Below are 17,724 nucleotides of genomic sequence, written 5' to 3' on the forward strand. Positions count from 1 at the left end.
ACTCCCACCCCTGCCTTTACACTATTAGTGTAAGTGCTTCAGCGCAGAGATCTTTGATGGACACCGTTTTTTTCACATTATCTGTTTGATTATGTGGAAATCCGTTCACGGTGATGGGGCGAGTCCAAATCCAGATTCGGCCCTAAGGGGACGACTTGCGTCGGATTGATGCCGGTGTGGCTGAAATAATAGTGGCGTTTTATGTGGTAAAAGTCCGTCGTCTGTTTGACTCCCTGGATCTGGTACAGCTCTTTCAAATAGCCCTGGATATTTGCATAGTCGGCGATACGTTGCTGATTACACTTAAAATGCCCCACATACACGGCGTCAAAACGAACCAGAGTCGTGAACAAACGCCAGTCAGCCTCTGTGATACGCTCACCTGTCAGATAGCGATGTTCTGCGAGATGGCTGTCAACGCGATCAAGAGCGGCAAATAAGCTGTGAAACGCTTCTTCGTAGGCTTCCTGTGTCGTCGCAAAGCCGCAACGATAAACACCATTATTAATATTGGGATAGATGAAGTCGTTCCATTCATCAACCGTACTCTGCAAAGGCTCCGGATAATAATCGTCCACATTCCCCGTCAAATCGTTAAACTCCGAGTTGAACATTCGAATGATTTCAGAGGATTCGTTACTGACGATGGTATTGGTTTTCTTATCCCACAACACAGGGACAGTAACTCTCCCGGTGTAGTCATACTTTGCCTGGGTATAAATCTGATGAAGCTTAGTAAATCCAAACAGTGGCTCTGGCAAACCAAAAGACCATCCCTCTGACATCATATCAGGGCAGACAACGGTGACACCGATGTGCGATTCGAGGCCTTTCAGAGTTCGGAAAATCAAAGTACGGTGAGCCCAGGGGCAGGCAAGAGAGACATAGAGATGGTAGCGGCCGGATTCTGGCTGGAACTGTGCATCAGGTTTATTTCTAATCCAATGTCGAAATCCGGCATCTTCGCGCACAAACTTTCCGCCAGAAGATTTGGTGTCATACCAGACATCATGCCATACACCTTCTATCAACTTACCCATCCATTTCATCCTCTCTATACCTAACTTAATGCCAGTATAGGAAAAGTCACGGATTAACTTAAGTATGAGATTTTAAAGAAGACGTTCGAATTCATTGAAGAAGTGATATCACATGCCCCATGTGCCGTGCTATCAGAAACAGCATCAAAATAAGGCGATCAAAAAAAGCGCGACCAAAAAGATTGCCGCGCTTTGGCCCGTCACAGGCTGAAATAGCGACTCTGACTACTCACACACAAATAATCAGAGCCATTCCTTGCTAAGATTCGGATCGTCTAAATATCGACGTGTAGGCATGACACAGCATGCACATCCGTTCCCTTTATCGTTGGTTTTTGTTGCGCACACTGTTCTGTCGCCATAGGGCAACGAGTGCGGAACACACAACCTGAAGGAGGGTTTATTGGTGAAGGAAGGTCCCCTTCCAACATCTGAATAGTTTTACTGCGCTCAATCTTAGGATCCGGAATCGGTACCGCTGACATCAACGCACGCGTATACGGGTGCTTAGGATCAGCAAACAGAGCCTCTGCTTCGCCCAGTTCTACTGCATTACCCAGATACATCACCAGTACACGGTCAGAGATGTGTTTTACAACCGACAAGTCGTGGGCGATAAACACTAAGCTAAGGCCAAGCTCTTTCTGAAGTTCTTTCAGCAGGTTCACGACCTGTGCCTGAATCGATACGTCAAGTGCTGACACTGGCTCATCACAAATGATCATCTTAGGACGAAGAATAAGTGCACGTGCAATACCAATACGCTGACACTGACCACCAGAGAACTCGTGCGGGTAACGGTTGATTACGTTTGGCAACAAACCTACCTTCGCCATCATCTCTTTAACGCGATCTTTCACTTCCTGCTTTGACAACTCAGGGTAAAAAGTCTCAAGAGGCTCAGCAATAATATCGCCAACCGTCATACGCGGGTTCAGTGACGCCAGAGGATCCTGGAAAATCATCTGAATTTCTTTACGTGTATTGCGGCGCTGAACTTCTTTCATCTTGGTCAGATCCTGACCAAGCCACATCACTTCACCTTCCGTCGCTTCAACCAGGCCGATGATTGCGCGTGCGAACGTTGACTTACCACAACCTGACTCGCCAACTACCCCGAGCGTTTCACCTTCGTACAAACGAACGTTAACACCATCAACTGCTTTTAACTGAGACGGTTTAGTCCAGGGCCAAGCCGATTTAGCTGCAATACTGAAGTGAACTTTCAGTTCTTTAACGTCCAGTAGTAATGATTTGTTATCTGTCATTGCATTCATTTCACCCAAGCCTCCCAATCAGAAAAACACGCACGCTGACGACCTTGACCAAAGTTCTCTAGCTTTGGTGCTTCTACGCTGCACTGAGGGGTCGCACGGTGGCAACGCTCCTGATAAGGGCAGCCTGGTGGCAGGCGTAGCAAGTTAGGTGGGTTACCCGGAATAGTCGGTAGAATTTCACCTTCGGTGTCCAAACGTGGGATGGCCTTCAACAAACCTTCCGCGTATGGGTGGCTTGGGTTATAGAAGATTTCATCTACAGTACCGTACTCCATAGTACGACCAGCATACATAACCAGAACCTTGTCGCATGAACCTGCAACCACACCCAAATCGTGAGTGATCATAATAATGGCCGTGTTGAACTCGTCTTTCAATTCGTTCAAAAGGTCCATGATCTGCGCCTGTACAGTTACGTCCAGTGCAGTAGTTGGCTCATCGGCGATTAATAGTTTTGGACGGCACAACAGGGCCATCGCAATCATTACACGCTGACGCATACCGCCTGAAAACTCATGTGGATACATAGTAATACGCTTGCGTGCTTCTGGGATTTTAACCGCTTCAAGCATACGTACAGATTCTTCAAACGCCTCTGCTCTGCCCATGCCTTTATGCAGCATCAATACTTCCATCAACTGGTCGCTCACCTTCATATAAGGATTAAGCGACGTCATTGGATCCTGGAAAATCATCGCAATTTGCTCAGCACGAACCTTGTTCAGCTCTTTTTCAGGCAGATTTAGGATCTCTTTGCCTTCAAACTTTGCGCTTCCCGAAATGATACCGTTTTTTGCCAGCAGGCCCATGATGGCAAATACGGTCTGTGATTTACCAGAACCCGATTCACCAACGATGCCCAGAGTCTCACCTTGTTGTAGTGAGAAGTTCAAATCGTTTACTGCGGTAACAATACCGTCCTGCGTGGTAAATTCGACACGCAGATCTTTTACATCTAATAAGCTCATCATACTTCCTTAGTCGTTGTTATCTGTCTTTTGGATCCAACGCGTCACGAAGACCGTCGCCCACATAGTTAAAGCAGAACAGAGTGATCACCATAAAGGCGGCCGGGAACAGTAGCTGCCAGATCGCAACTTCCATTGTGTTTGCACCTTCTTGAAGTAGTGCTCCCCAGCTAGTCATAGGCTCTTGAACACCCAGACCAAGGAATGACAAGAATGATTCCGTTAGGATCATGCTCGGAATAAGTAGCGTTGAATATACCGCAACGATACCCAATACATTTGGAACAATGTGACGCGTAATGATCTTCCAGTTACTCACACCACAAACGTGTGCTGCCTCGATGAACTCTTTGCTGCGCAGACTCAGAGTCTGGCCACGTACGATACGTGCCATATCCAGCCAGGCAATCGCACCGATGGCTACGAAGATAAGAACAATGTTACGACCAAAGAATGTCACCAGTACAATAACCAGGAACATGAATGGCACAGCGTATAGGATTTCCAGGATACGCATCATAATACGGTCAACACGACCACCAATGAAGCCGGAAGTTGCGCCATAAAGGGTACCGATAAGAACCGCGACCAAGGCACCAAGCACACCCACCATCAGAGAAATACGACCACCAACCAGTGTACGTACGTATAAATCTCGTCCCAGGGCGTCAGTACCAAACCAGTGCTCAGCACTTGGTGACGCATGCATGGCATACCAGTCCGTATCATCAAATGCGTACTCGGCCATCATCGGCAGGAAAACGACTGCTAGAGTCATTAGTAACAGGATAAACAAGCTGACCATGGCCGCTTTGTTGCGCATAAATCGAATACGCGCGTCTTGCCAAAGGCTTCGGCCTTCAACTTCTAAGTTTTCTGAAAACTTTTCAATCGCTTCCAGATTATCTTTTTTCGTTAGCATCATTACCACACTCCCTTAGTAACGAATTTTCGGGTCGATCATTGCTAGCAGAATATCAACGACCGCATTGAACAGAATGAAAAGGAAACCAATGAGTATGGTGACCCCCATTACTAACGAATAGTCTCGGTTAAACGCTGCGTTCACGAACAGCTTACCGATGCCAGGAAGACCGAAGATAGTCTCGATAACTACCGAACCAGTGATGATACCTACGAACGCTGGCCCCATGTACGAAACAACAGGTAGTAGAGCAGGCTTAAGCGCATGCTTGATAATAATATAGCGGTAGCTTAACCCCTTCGCACGGGCTGTACGAATAAAGTTACTGTTAAGAGTTTCAATCATGCTACCACGTGTAATACGGGCAAAAGTTGCCACATACAGTAAAGACATACCAATAATAGGTAGAGCCATGTACTTGAAGGAGCCGTCATTCCAGCCCCCCGCAGGAAGCCAACCCAAATTAATTGAGAAAATATAAATCAGCACTGGTGCGAGTACGAAAGATGGCATGACCACCCCGAGCATGGCTGTCGCCATGATCCCGTAATCCAGCCAGCTGTTTTGCCGGAGTGCGGCTATGGTTCCGACCGTTACCCCCATGATGACCGTAAAGATAAAGGCAAGGAAACCTACTTTCGCGGAAACAGGCAGTGCATTAGCCACCAGCTCATTTACAGTAAAGTCTTTGTATTTGAAAGAAGGACCGAAGTCACCTTGCAAAATGTTGGTCAGATAAGTGGTGTATTGCTCAAATACAGGCTTATCCAAACCATATTTCGCGTTGATGTTCGCCATTACCTCAGGCGGTAATGGACGCTCACTCGAAAAAGGGTTACCTGGCGCGAAGCGCATCAGGAAAAAAGATACAGTGATCAATACCAGTAGCGTCGGTATCGCTTCAAAGATCCGTTTCATAATGAATTTAAACATAAACTCATCCATCCAGTCTGTGACAATTAAAAAAAAGCAATAGACGCTGCATGTGTCTCCACATGCAGTGTCTTCATAGTTATAGTTTTTTTTGAGTAGGAACTACTCTTTAAGCATTACTCGTTGAGCATTACTCTACGATGTACATATCTTTTGAGAACAACTTATCTTCAGCGTTGTTGCTTGGGTAACCACCCACTTTAGGTGATACTAAGCGAGAAGTAACGTACTGGTAGATCGGTGCAATTGGCATGTCCGCAGCAAGCAGTTTTTCAGCTTTCACGTACAACTCTTCACGCTCTGCATCGCTGGTAGCAGCCATAGCTTGAGCCATTAGAGCATCGTACTCTTTGCTGTTGTACTTAGGATCGTTTGAGCTGTTGTTCGATTGCATTAGTGACAGGAAGCTTGATGCTTCGTTATAGTCGCCACACCAACCCGCACGAGTCACGTCGAAGTTACCTTGACGACGTGTATCCAGGTACGTTTTCCACTCTTGGTTTTCAAGTGTTACTTTTACACCCAGATCTTTTTTCCACATAGACTGGATTGCTGTTGCAATCTTCTTGTGGTTTTCAGATGTGTTGTAAAGTAGTGTGAACTCAAGAGGGTTGTTCTTATCGAAGCCCGCTTCAGCAAGCAGTTTCTTCGCTTCTGCAATGCGCTCTTTCTGAGAAAGCTGACCGTAAGCTGGTAGCTCTGGGTTAAATCCAGCTGTGATCTCAGGCGTTAGGAAGTACGCTGGCTTCTGACCTTGGCCAAGAATCGCGTTTGCTACGATGTTACGATCGATTGTGTAAGACAGTGCCTTACGTACACGAACGTCATCAAACGGCGCTTTAGCGTTGTTGAAGCCGTAGTAGTAAGAGCATAGGTTGCCCTTAACATCGACTGAGTCAGAGTGGTCTTTCTTCAGGCGCTTGAAGTGCTCGATCGGCAGTTCATTTGTGATTTGGATTTCGCCAGATAGGAAACGGTTCATTTCCGCAACCTGGTTTTCGATAGGCAGGAACGTAACTTTATTGATTACTGTCTTATCGTTGTCCCAGTAGTTAGCGCTACGTACTAGTTCAATACGCTCGTTCACTACCCACTTTTCCAGAACAAATGCACCGTTGCCTACGAAGTTTTCAGGTTTAGTCCACTGATCACCAAATTTCTCTACTGTCGCTTGGTGTACAGGTTTCACTGTTGTGTGACCCATCATTTTCACGAAGTAAGGAACCGCTTGCTCTAGTTGAATAACCAGAGTGTGGTCATCAAGCGCTTTAACACCCAGTGTTTCTTTGTCTTTTTTGCCAGCGATGATATCTGCTGCGTTTTCCATAGTGGTCATTTCAAGGTACCACGAGTATGGAGAAGCAGTGTTTGGATCAACCGCACGTTTAAAGCTGTACACGAAGTCTTGCGCTGTCACAGGATCGCCGTTTGACCACTTCGCGTCTTTGCGAAGATGGAAAGTAAACTTCGTGTTGTCTGTCGTTTCCCAAGACTCTGCAACACCAGGGATAGTATTACCGTCAGCGTCCTGGTTCACCAAGCCTTCTAATAGATCACGAATTACGTGAGACTCTGGCACACCTTCAGTTTTGTGTGGGTCAATAGATGCTACTTCTGTACCGTTACCACGAACTAGCTCTTGCTTTGCAGCCAGTTTAGTACCCGCAGGAACGTCTGCGGCAAGGGTAGAAAAAGAAGTAGCAGCCACTGCCATGCCAGCGCCTAGAAGTAGCGCTTGCGTGATTTTATTCTTATACATGCATTTAACTCCAAGTTTTAATTTTGCATCCATGACTTCTTCGCAGGATTGCCAGAACGGACAGCATTTTAGATTTATTTAGCTCACATTGTGAGCATTAAATTCTAAATCCTTACGAAGATTGCGGTTCACATTACCAACCTTCGAAGCAATTTGCCATATTTTTGTAGTAAAAACGGCATAATTCGCCTGTGGAAGGTAAAAATCAGGTGAACATTCTGTAATGTAAGGTGAATTGACAACTTCTCACCAAAATGTGAGGTCTCACCAGAAATTAATGTCGATAGTTCTGATAATTAACCGTTTCTCAGCATATTATGCCTAAAAATCAATGGTTAATTTAACAATTCGTTTTCATTCTACTCTGCCGATAGAATTATCAAATGTCAAAAAAAACCTAAATGTGAACATAATCACATTTAGTCGCCGACCTTAAAAAACCCTAAGATACAGATCACAAAAAAAAACCCGATCTCTGACTACCAAGAGATCGGGTAAACTGATGTAGTCACGCGGCTCAAGCGCGAGCTCAGATAAGGAGATGTTTCACTTACAGACGTTGTAAACGTGTGCTTGTTCCAACGCTTATGATGTTAAATATTTTTAACGATTGTTAAAATAACCCTATCAGGTGACATCAGTATCTCCTTAACATCAATGCACGTGTTTCCCATCAAAATAGACGGTAAGAGGATCGATATTGCTGTTTGCTGGTACCGTTGAAGCGGCTTCCAAGAACAACGAAAACAGCTCTGATTGTGAAGATATCTTGAGTTTGTTGTGAATGCGCTTTCGATACACCTTGACGGTTTCTGTACTGACCTCGAGAAGCGGCGCAATCGCTTTAGTCGAATACCCCTGGAGCACTAACTGAGTTACCTGACATTCTCGTTCACTCAAGAAATCCTTGCCAAAGTTACTAAAAATGTCATTTAACTGGTGACCGATTGTTCTTTGCTGCGGATCACCCAGTTCATAGTGCTTGCGAATCGCTGACTTTATCTCAGCAAAGTATTGCTCTAGACGAGACTTCTCATCAAACTCTACTTTGTCTTTTCCTCTTAAACCGAGTGACAAAACTAACGTATACCCTTCTGAGCAGGTCACTATCATCCCTAATTCTTGCTTTAAGCCTGTCTGCTTATAGATCTTATGATAATAGTCACTCATATAGAACTCATCAGGTGCGATGTCACTCAACTTATATATCCCTTCTCGTGTCCCTCTTTTGATCAACTGATAAAAAGGGTCGAGTACCAAAGCACCTATAAATTCCTTATCAACACTTTGCTTCTCAAAGAAGGTAGTATCGTTGTAACCGATGACTGGCGGAGCATCGGCACTAAACCCCATGACGACCATACTTTCATAGTCGACAATCGAGGTAAGTAATTCAGACAGCCTTGCTAAAAAGTCATTTTCACCGATGGCGTCAATTACTGCGGGATAATGACGGTGGAATTCACTCCACCCTTCCATTGTGACAGACATAGACACTCCTTATCATTTTTTCTTACTGCTCTTATGAAGTACCACGACTGGGTGACAGACTCAATGCAACAAGCCAGACACCAATCGACTAAACCAAATGTTCACCCTGTCACCCATTCGATATCTAAAAAGCACTAAGTTCATTCTAGTTAAATATATCTACCATGCTGACAAATATATTATCCCTAAAAAAGTAAATTACCCCTGATTTGAGGAATGTTGTCACAGTTTTTCTTCAGCACTCCCCGCTCCTACCGTCCTACAAACAAGCTACGTAACCCTATCGGGGTACATACCCATTGCGCATACGATCACATACTATTCACATACCTATAACAAATGGAGTGCCCTATGAAAGGTCAGATGATGGATGTCCCACTGACAATAACTGAAATTATGCGCCACGCGGACAGAATAAATGGAGAGACTGAAGTTGTGTCGGTCGCCTACGATAATCCGCGCCACCGCTATACCCTCTCCGACGCCTTCAAACGAACCCGAAAACTAGCTAACGCCCTGAAATCCCTTGGAATAAAAAAGGGAGACCGAATCGCTACGCTGGCATGGAATGACTATCGTCATCTGGAGCTATATTATGCTATCTCTTGTTCAGGAAGTGTCCTGCATACGATTAACCCCAGACTGTTCCCGGAACAGATAGAGTACATCATCAATCATGCAGAAGACGGAATCGTATTTTTCGACCCTCTGTTTGCTCCACTAATAGAAGGTTTGCAGGCGAAATGTCCTAGCGTGAAACATTTTATTGCTTTGTGCGATGCTGCACACTTACCCGAAACCAGTATTCCGGAGTTAATGGACTACGAGAGTTTCATAGAATCACACAACGACAGCTTCGACTGGCCACAGCTTGCCGAGGATGATGCGAGTTCGCTGTGCTACACATCAGGAACTACTGGCCACCCTAAAGGCGTACTTTACTCCCACCGCTCAACGGTTCTGCATTCACTGGCCAGCGCATTGCCTGATGCCTTCTCACTTTCAGTGCACGATACTGTCATGCCTATAGTACCTATGTTCCATGTTAACGGTTGGGGCCTCGCCTACAGCGCACCGATGACAGGCACCAAACTGGTACTGCCTGGACCTAAAATGGCTGACGGTGAAACGCTTACCGATCTTATTAACAATGAAGAGGTCACCATGACCGCCGGGGTACCTGTGGTCTGGCTAACATTGCTGGAGCACTTAAAGCAAAGTGATACTCAGGTTCCCTCTTTGTCTCGCATCATTGTCGGCGGCTCCGCGTGCCCAGAATTATTGATTCAGGAGTACGACGAACTATTTGATGTCTCTGTTCACCATGCCTGGGGCATGACGGAAATGAGCCCTCTTGGTACTTTCAATCAAATGACGCCCAAGATCGCCGCACTCTCTGAACAAGAACAAATGGCCTACAAACTGAAGCAAGGTCGTATCGTATTTGGGGTAGACATGCGCATCGAAGATTGGCAGGGAGAAGCCGTCGAGTGGGATGGTCATCAGTTCGGCGCGGTAAAAGTTCGCGGGCCTTGGGTCGCCTCCGGTTACTATAAGCAGGGTGAATCTATAGATAGCAATGGTTATTTCGATACCGGTGACGTTGCTAGTATTGATCCCCATGGTTACATGTTAATTACCGACCGCTCAAAAGATGTCATCAAATCAGGGGGCGAATGGATAAGTTCCATTGAGCTGGAGAATATTGCCGTCGGCCACCCTGATATAAAAGAGGCCGCAGTCATTGGCGTACCGCATAAAAAATGGGGAGAACGCCCCTTACTCATCGCAGTAACGCGTGACGTGGACGTGTCAGCAGAAGAGTTACTGGCACATTTTGAAGGCAAAGTGGCTAAGTTCTGTATGCCAGATGCGGTCGAGTTTATTAAAGAGCTGCCCCATACCGCCACAGGCAAACTCAGCAAAAAAGATCTGCGAGAGCAGTTTGCCAGTTACGTCTTAGGTTAACCTTTATTGGTTAAAACGGGCTCGCTATCCTGAAAAGGGGCGAGCCCTTTTGATATTTAACACACAAAGCACAATTATTAACAACTCTGTAACCCAAATGGGTACTACAGCAATCTGGCATATCGGCTCATTATTAACATATCTATAACAAACCTAATCTAGGATGGATAGGAGAATACTATGTTAAAACACGTTGTGAGCCCGGCTCGGACGATCGACTCCAGAGCACTGATCATCGCAGCCATGATGCTCGTGATGTTTGCCCCAAATGCCTTTAACTTCTTACCCTTCATGCTTGGAGGTGCTGCGGAAGTTATGTCGCTGAATGATGCTCAAATTGAAAGCATTGCGATGTATGAATTGCTAGCAACCGCCCTCTCTTCTCTACTCTTTTCTCTGCTACTGATTCGTCGTACTAACTGGCGCTATATTGGCTATCTGGCTGCACTTGCTCTGATTGCGGGTAACTACCTGAGCATGACTGCACCGGATTTTGACAGCTTCATAATCAGCCGACTTATTTCTGGTAGCGGCCAGGGTATTGGCTATTCACTTGGATTAGTAGGCATGAGTGTTACCCGTCATCCGGGTCGCAACTTTGGTTACATGATCGCTGCACTGAATATCTGGCTCATCACCTGGTTCATTATGATCCCTGAATTAATGGCAACTTATGGTCTTGATGCACTCTACCAGTTCTTTATGTTTGCTTCGGCATTGTGTCTGGTCGCGTTTTGGTTCTATCCTGATAATGGCCGCTTGGATAAAGATAAACAGATCACTGAGAACACCAACGGTCAGGTCGACAAAAAAACGTTCGTCGTTCCAATGATTTGGGTTGGCGGTGCATTCCTGGTTTACAGCCTGAGTCTTGGCATCATTTACCCGTACATTGAGATCATCGGTGCTGATATGCAGGCTTCGACTGAAGATGTTGGTCTGGTATTAGCAGTAGGTTCAGTGATGGCCGTTGTCGGTGGTATTCTGACCGCTGTCGTAGACAAAAAGTACAGCCATACCACCATCATTGTTTCATTGAGTATCATTAATGGTGCTGTCTGCTTTGGCATGGCAACTACTCAAGACACTGCATCATTCCTCGGCTTCTCTGCTTTCTATATCATGCTCTGGAATATGATGTATGCTCGTTACTACACCGCTTTGGCCACTACGGACAAATCCGGGTACTTCAGCTCCTACGGTCCGGAAATTGGCACTGTGGGATTAGCAATGGGACCTATCGTTGCACAAGCAGCAACAGCAACTGGTGACTTTCAGGGTCAAGTCGGAGTGGGTGCAATATGTATCGCGGTAGCCACCGTTATGGTTTTCATCGGTCTGAACAAATCCAGAGTCATTGAGAGAAATCTGGAATCCACCATCGAAGCAAAGCAGTAGAATAAATACAACCTTCAGTTGATAGGAGCAAGAGCCGATACATATCGGCTCTTTTTTTTGCTTATGGGTTATCAGCAGGAAAGCTCACTCCGGTCTGCTCACGAACTAGGGTAATAATACGGGCTATCTCTAAAGATCGTTGAGTGGCATGTGGGTCCATCCTGTCGTTGGCTATCATTTGAGCAAACGCCTCTGCCTCGTACATCATGCTATTTTCTCCCTGCGCTACACGACAGTGAATATGCTCGCCACTGCGTAACTGCTTATCAAAGCCCAGACATTCCGAGAAATCGGGCAACAACAGGCTCGCCTCTTCCCCCTGGACTTCGCTAGTTGAATAGCTGTTGCTGACTTTGGAATGACTCAAGGTGACATCAAAATCAGGATAATTCAGCAACACACTGCCGTGAGCATCGACGCCCGACTCGAGAAGATGTGCCGAAGCCTGCACGCGGGACGGTGCCCCAAATAACTCGACGGCAGCTGCCACTGAATAGAATCCTATATCCATAATGGAGCCATTTGAGAACGCTGGATTAAAAGTGTTCGGATTCTCGCCATCAAGATATTTCTGATAACGGGAGGAATACTGGCAATAGGTAAGATGAGCCTTATGCAATTTTCCAATGTTCGCCAACGCTTTTTTTGCCTCAATAAAGTTGGGCAAGTAGGCCGTCTTAAACGCTTCCATGAGAATCACGTTTTGTTCTTGCGCCACAGCAAACATGGAGGTGGCCTCTTTCAGATTAGAAGCCATCGGTTTTTCACAGATCACATGCTTTCCAGCTCGCATAAGTTGAATGGCTTGTTCGCAATGAAGGCTATTGGGTGACGCGATATAAACCGCATCGATGGACTCGCAATTCCCGAGACTTTCCAGAGTGTCAAAAAACAGCGTCGCTCCCAAAGGTCCGCCAAACTGCTGGGCTTTCTCCAACCCTCTAGAATACACACCTCGAATCACAAACCGCTCTGTTTCCAATGCAGCACGAGCAAATTTTTCACTAATCCAATTGGTTCCGATTATTGCTAGATTGATCATTCCCTATCCTTGTCGTTACTTCATATTGAAAGGGGATTATTATAAAGAACCACTTTGTGATCCTATAGTGGGAACGAAAGCCAACGCTGACTTCAATGGTTTTCTTGCTCAACGGGCTCTCTGTTGAGCTTAAAGTAATGAATAAACTGCCGAAGTTCAATAGCCGCCCTTAGTAAACTGTATCCACAAATCACTAATGTGTGCCATGTGGTCCAAATTGATGTGAAACCACTTATGGCACTTTGTATTAGTAGGAAACACAGTAACAACATGGCGTTTAACAAATGGTTGGGGCAGAATTTACGAGATCCACCACACCGATAAACGATATAGGGAATCCACTTGCTCAATGCGTGACTGACACAAAACAGCACACCCACAACACTCGTTGTAAAAATAAACAAATAGCCCGCACTTCGAGCCAACTGGAGGATTAGCATAGGCACTATTCTTCCAACCTCAGGTAGGCGATTGAACCAAGCAAACACAACACGTACCCCGAGTAAGAATGCCATGAAGACGAGCCAAACTTCGATGAAAAGAACATCTGGGCCATATGCCTGATTAAGATCCTGGGTTTGAGTCGCCAAAATTGAAGCAGGGAGAGCAAATATCCCAGCACATACCCATGCCACATAAGGAACATAATTCTGCCCAAGTTCTCTGTATGCCTGAGACACCTTCGGTTTAGCCTCGTAGATGAGACCCAGTCGGTCATTCTCATGATAACCAATTTCGTATGCGGTAAAATAACTCAACACAAACAGTAGCAAACTTGCTGCACTCGCCCATGGGGTGGAACTGGCTAAACTAAAGGTTAACAGTAATAGAAAGTAGTCATGCCCTAAGATAACTCGGGTAAAGTAGTTTTCATCGGGACGCTTCACCTTCTTGAGGTAAACAAAAGGCAGCATGGGTTTCAACCCAATCTGACGAGAACTGACTTTCGAACATCCCATTTGAACTGAGTAACGTGTCATTTCAAATATGTCACTATCTGTGTGGCGACAACCAATGAACAGCCCTCTTCGCACCGCTTCCAAACCGAGCAGCCTAACCACAGCCACACCTTTTCCATCTTTTCTCAAGCGACTAGCTATATTTAAATCACCTGCCACGACCAGTGGCCATGCGATGTTTAACGATTTCAACATAGGCTCGATGACAAATCGAAAACCAGAGCTAACAATTACGACTGGCTGATTGGACCGTTCTAAGGTCTGACGCAATTCACCGTTAAGGTGTTTGGCTGCTTGTATAGTAGTGACATTCCTCCACTGAAAAATGGACCAGGGCGCCACTATTACAACGACTAATACTCTTAGCCAATCTTGACTTTGAGTACGACCATTCTGAGCCGATCCAAAAGACGAAATGAGCAGCTCCAATAGCTGCAACCAAAAACTAACCCACATCGAAGGTTTAACGTTCGACAAAAATGCCTCTGTTGAATTTCTTAGCCAAAGAGAATCGTCAAAAGCTACGACTACAGGATCATGTTCGCTTAAGTGCCCTAGGTAGGTACCTAACTCTACTTCATACATACAACGGTCCGCATTCGCCTTCTCTTTCACTTCAGGCACTGCGCTTTCCATCGCTTCCCTCCTTAAGTAAGTTTTCCAATTACTTAGAAGCAATCATCAGGGTTCAACCAACCTTTCTCAAAAATATACTGTGCAGTATCGGCTTCGTAATCTCGTTCACCCTTACTATTTTCATCCAATATTTTATATAGTTAACCTGAAAATCTTATTATAAGCCAAATGTTTCATACCAAAAAGCCATTCTATGTGTTGTAGCAAAACTAAGACACAAATAATAAAACGGATAACTACAACCCGCCCTACACTTTTTATTCCTGTAATTGGTCTACATTTAATAGCTACGCGAGTCCTAATTCAGCAGTGGCTTAATGTTAGGATAACTTCGATAGGTTGCAAGTATAAGATGGTGTCTGGGAGCCATAACCTAAGGGCGGTAGCGTGCCCTAGGCTTTATCACAGCGATAAGAACCCACAATAGAAATCGAAGAAATTACTTAACTTATGGATGAGATATAGTATTCACTTCGCCGTAGTTTGATTGCAGATATATATAATAATCTTTTATATCAGCATGTTAAAACATACGTAATGAAACGCGAATATTTCATTATTAAATCCATAATAAACCTTAGTGCTAAATAATATAACGATAATATGCACTTTAGGTTGACACTAATATGTGTTGGTTAAGGCCTTAGGTAGAGCTAGTCCCATGAAAATTAGGAAAATAAAAACAGGCACGACCGAATTTGCTATTTTATACCGAATCATTGATGCAATAATTATAGCATTCATTCTATACATTAGTGCCAAAGTTTATTTGGGCAGCATGTCGACAATGCATATGGTCGTCGCATTTTATGCATGTATGCTATTTTTGCTTGTTGGTGAGGCCATGGACTTGTATCTGTCGTGGCGAACCTCTCCCTTTTTAACTCAACTCAAAGTTGCCGTGGTCAGTTGGGTGGTCGTGGCCTTGGTGTTGTTGACCACCGCCTATTTCTCAAAAACCGGTGAACAGTTTTCTCGAGTCGTTACAGGTGTCTGGTTTGTAGTCACTCCGGTATGTTTATGTCTCTGGCGCGTTTTCCTTTTGCTGGTCAAAAAGAAGTGTATCGAGTTAGGCTTGAGCAGGCAGCCCGCTATTATCATTGGCGTAACCGAATCTGGACTGAGGCTAGCTGACCAAATCCATGAGTTTCAGCACTTGGGTATCGATCTCGTCGGCTTCTATGACGATAGAGAACCTGAACGACTGGACTTGCAAAATGGCAGTGTGCCGCTGCTGGGAAAGGTAGAACAAGGGTTAGAGTTGGCTCGTCAAGGCAAAGTCCATCACGTTTACATTGCGATGCCGCTGCGCGCTGATAATCGAATAGTTGGCTACTTAAAACAGTTCTCAGATACGACTGCGAACACCTATGTTCTGCCCGATTTTTTTATCTTTAACCTGATCCAATCTCGACTAGACTCTGTAGGCGATGTCCCCACACTCAGTGTGTACGACACACCATTTTATGGTGTCACCACTATTATCAAAAGGCTTCAAGACATTGTTTTATCGATAATTATTTTATTAATGATCAGCCCAATAATGATTGCGGTCGCCATTGGCGTCAAACTCTCTTCGCCCGGCCCCATCATCTTCAAACAGAACCGGTACGGACTCGACGGACGCAGGATCTCTGTGTGGAAATTTCGCTCTATGCGCACTTTAGAAGACGGAGCGGTTGTTAAGCAGGCCATTAAGAACGATCCAAGGGTCACACCATTTGGCGCTTTCATTCGTCGAACATCACTCGATGAGCTGCCACAGTTTTTCAACGTATTACAAGGCAGTATGTCGATCGTCGGGCCACGTCCCCATGCGGTGGTCCATAACGAAGAGTACCGTGCAATTGTCGAATGTTACATGCTGCGACATAAAGTGAAGCCGGGCATTACTGGTCTTGCACAAATCAGCGGCTGTCGTGGAGAAACCGATACTATCGATAAAATGAAGAAACGAATTGAGTTTGACCTAAAATATATTGAGTCATGGTCTACTTGGCTCGACATGAAGATCATTTTTTTAACTATATTTAAAGTACTTACTGACAAGGAAGCTTATTGAATATGAAAAGGAATTTCTCACATACTGGATGTATCGTGCTGTGTACTTTGACATATTTGCCAATGGTGTATGCAGAAGGCGACCAGGGGTACAGAACAGAATCAGGGCTAACAATTATACCGATATTTGATACCAAGCTAGAATACAATGACAACATTGGCCGGTATTCAGAGGAGATCCCCCCTGAAAGCTCATACTTACTCGATGTCAGTCCTGGCATTCTTCTGAAGTCCGATCGTGGGGGTAACCTTTACAGCGTGGGTTATCAACTCTCTTCCGGTACGTATTTCGACAGCCCAGACGATAATTATCTTGATCATAACTTCTACACAAAAAACTTTGTCCGATACAACATTCGACATGGAATGGGATTTGACTATCAATATAAGCGCGATCATCAGGAGCGAGGAACCGGTATATTCGCAGGTGATGAATTTTCAACAAGAGCGTTAAATCCTGTTGAGTATCAACAGCATAACCTAGATCTCAAGTACATCTACGGCGCTGACGGCGCTAGAGGTAGAATTGAGGCCAAAGCCAACTATACCGACAGAGAATACCTTAATTACCGGTTCCTGACGGGCACAGACGAGCCCTTCAGTACGAGTTATAAGGATTACAGCCAGGTAGGAGGAGGACTCGCCTTTTACTATCGTCGCAATGACACTACCTCGTTATTTGCAGAACTCGATGCCAATGACAGACATTACGAGCGCGAATTTAATGGCCGCATTCAGGATAGCCTCAACCTATTTTACTTTATAGGTGGTGCATGGGAGATAACAGGGGTAACAACGGGAACAATTCGCTTAGGTTTGCAAGATAAAGATTACAAAGATCCTAACAGCGAAGACTTTCAAGGTTTTAGTTGGAACGTAAAACTGAACTGGAAGCCTGTCGAGTACTCCAGCATAAACTTTAGTGGTGGACAAAGAGCAAGAGATCCAGACCAAGGCGTCAACTCTCAATACATACAATCTACCCTGCTCAACGCCGATTGGAAACATTACTGGCAGTACAATATTTTCTCGATGATCACGCTTGCTTCCATACGCGATGTCTATTCCGCCTCGGACAGAGAAGATGACAAAGTCAGGGCCTCAATCGGTGTCGGTTATCGCATCCGCAGAGATTTTGAAGCATTGCTAAGATGGCAATACGAGGAAAAAGACTCCAATGTCCCCAATAAAAGCTATACGCAAAACGCTTATGGGTTAGCGGCAACCTATCGGTTTTAGGGCCCTATAAGTACCAAGGAGCATAACA

At 45.2% G+C, this 17,724-nt stretch carries 13 protein-coding genes; 4 read left to right on the top strand and 9 right to left on the bottom strand.

Annotated elements, in window-relative coordinates; genetic code table 11:
• Window positions 1–89: 89 nt before the first annotated feature.
• The 7 genes from C4S60_RS12435 to C4S60_RS12465 all read right to left on the bottom strand — a co-directional run bounded on the left by C4S60_RS12435 (window position 90) and on the right by C4S60_RS12465 (window position 8,393).
• Window positions 90–1,040, bottom strand: a complete 951-nt coding sequence (locus C4S60_RS12435) for a glutathione S-transferase family protein (RefSeq protein WP_103880758.1) — start codon at window positions 1,038–1,040, stop codon at window positions 90–92.
• A gap of 275 nt (window positions 1,041–1,315) precedes the next feature.
• The gene (gene oppF, locus C4S60_RS12440; protein WP_279626946.1) at window positions 1,316–2,308 is read right to left on the bottom strand and encodes a murein tripeptide/oligopeptide ABC transporter ATP binding protein OppF; all 993 of its coding nucleotides are present in this window, start codon (window positions 2,306–2,308) and stop codon (window positions 1,316–1,318) included.
• A gap of 5 nt (window positions 2,309–2,313) precedes the next feature.
• Window positions 2,314–3,285: an ABC transporter ATP-binding protein gene (oppD, locus tag C4S60_RS12445; RefSeq protein WP_167390981.1), complete on the bottom strand. Its 972-nt coding sequence runs from the start codon at window positions 3,283–3,285 to the stop codon at window positions 2,314–2,316.
• Between the two features lie 19 nt (window positions 3,286–3,304).
• Window positions 3,305–4,207, bottom strand: a complete 903-nt coding sequence (oppC, locus tag C4S60_RS12450) for an oligopeptide ABC transporter permease OppC (protein WP_103880759.1) — start codon at window positions 4,205–4,207, stop codon at window positions 3,305–3,307.
• Window positions 4,208–4,222: 15 nt separating this feature from the next.
• Complete coding sequence (gene oppB / locus C4S60_RS12455) at window positions 4,223–5,143, bottom strand: oligopeptide ABC transporter permease OppB (RefSeq protein ID WP_103880675.1); 921 nt, start codon at window positions 5,141–5,143, stop codon at window positions 4,223–4,225.
• Window positions 5,144–5,273: 130 nt separating this feature from the next.
• Entirely contained in the window at window positions 5,274–6,902 is a 1,629-nt protein-coding gene (locus C4S60_RS12460) for an ABC transporter substrate-binding protein (RefSeq protein ID WP_103880676.1), read from the bottom strand.
• A 654-nt stretch (window positions 6,903–7,556) separates the two neighbouring features.
• Window positions 7,557–8,393, bottom strand: coding sequence for a helix-turn-helix transcriptional regulator (locus C4S60_RS12465; RefSeq protein ID WP_103880677.1), 837 nt, complete (start codon window positions 8,391–8,393; stop codon window positions 7,557–7,559).
• Window positions 8,394–8,744: 351 nt separating this feature from the next.
• Between C4S60_RS12465 and C4S60_RS12470 the strand changes: the two genes are divergently transcribed.
• Window positions 8,745–10,361 (top strand): long-chain-fatty-acid--CoA ligase, encoded by a 1,617-nt coding sequence (locus C4S60_RS12470; protein ID WP_103880678.1) that lies wholly within the window; start codon window positions 8,745–8,747, stop codon window positions 10,359–10,361.
• A 180-nt stretch (window positions 10,362–10,541) separates the two neighbouring features.
• Window positions 10,542–11,759, top strand: a complete 1,218-nt coding sequence (locus C4S60_RS12475; RefSeq protein ID WP_103880679.1) for an MFS transporter — start codon at window positions 10,542–10,544, stop codon at window positions 11,757–11,759.
• Window positions 11,760–11,820: 61 nt separating this feature from the next.
• On the opposite strand, the gene C4S60_RS12480 is transcribed toward C4S60_RS12475, so the two are convergent.
• Together C4S60_RS12480 and C4S60_RS12485 are read right to left on the bottom strand one after the other, a co-directional pair.
• Complete coding sequence (locus tag C4S60_RS12480; RefSeq protein ID WP_103880680.1) at window positions 11,821–12,801, bottom strand: Gfo/Idh/MocA family protein; 981 nt, start codon at window positions 12,799–12,801, stop codon at window positions 11,821–11,823.
• A gap of 92 nt (window positions 12,802–12,893) precedes the next feature.
• Window positions 12,894–14,396 carry an HAD family hydrolase gene (locus tag C4S60_RS12485; protein ID WP_103880681.1) on the bottom strand — a complete coding sequence of 501 codons (1,503 nt, stop codon included), beginning with the start codon at window positions 14,394–14,396 and terminating at the stop codon, window positions 12,894–12,896.
• A 661-nt stretch (window positions 14,397–15,057) separates the two neighbouring features.
• On the opposite strand from C4S60_RS12485, the gene C4S60_RS12490 reads away from it, so the two are divergent.
• A complete protein-coding gene (locus C4S60_RS12490) occupies window positions 15,058–16,458 on the top strand; it encodes an undecaprenyl-phosphate glucose phosphotransferase (protein WP_103880682.1) in 1,401 nt (466 codons plus the stop codon).
• A gap of 2 nt (window positions 16,459–16,460) precedes the next feature.
• Window positions 16,461–17,696 carry an outer membrane beta-barrel protein gene (locus tag C4S60_RS12495; protein ID WP_103880683.1) on the top strand — a complete coding sequence of 412 codons (1,236 nt, stop codon included), beginning with the start codon at window positions 16,461–16,463 and terminating at the stop codon, window positions 17,694–17,696.
• Window positions 17,697–17,724: the final 28 nt, after the last annotated feature.

The sequence above is a fragment of the Vibrio hangzhouensis genome (assembly GCF_900107935.1).
GTDB classification, from domain to species: domain Bacteria; phylum Pseudomonadota; class Gammaproteobacteria; order Enterobacterales; family Vibrionaceae; genus Vibrio; species Vibrio hangzhouensis.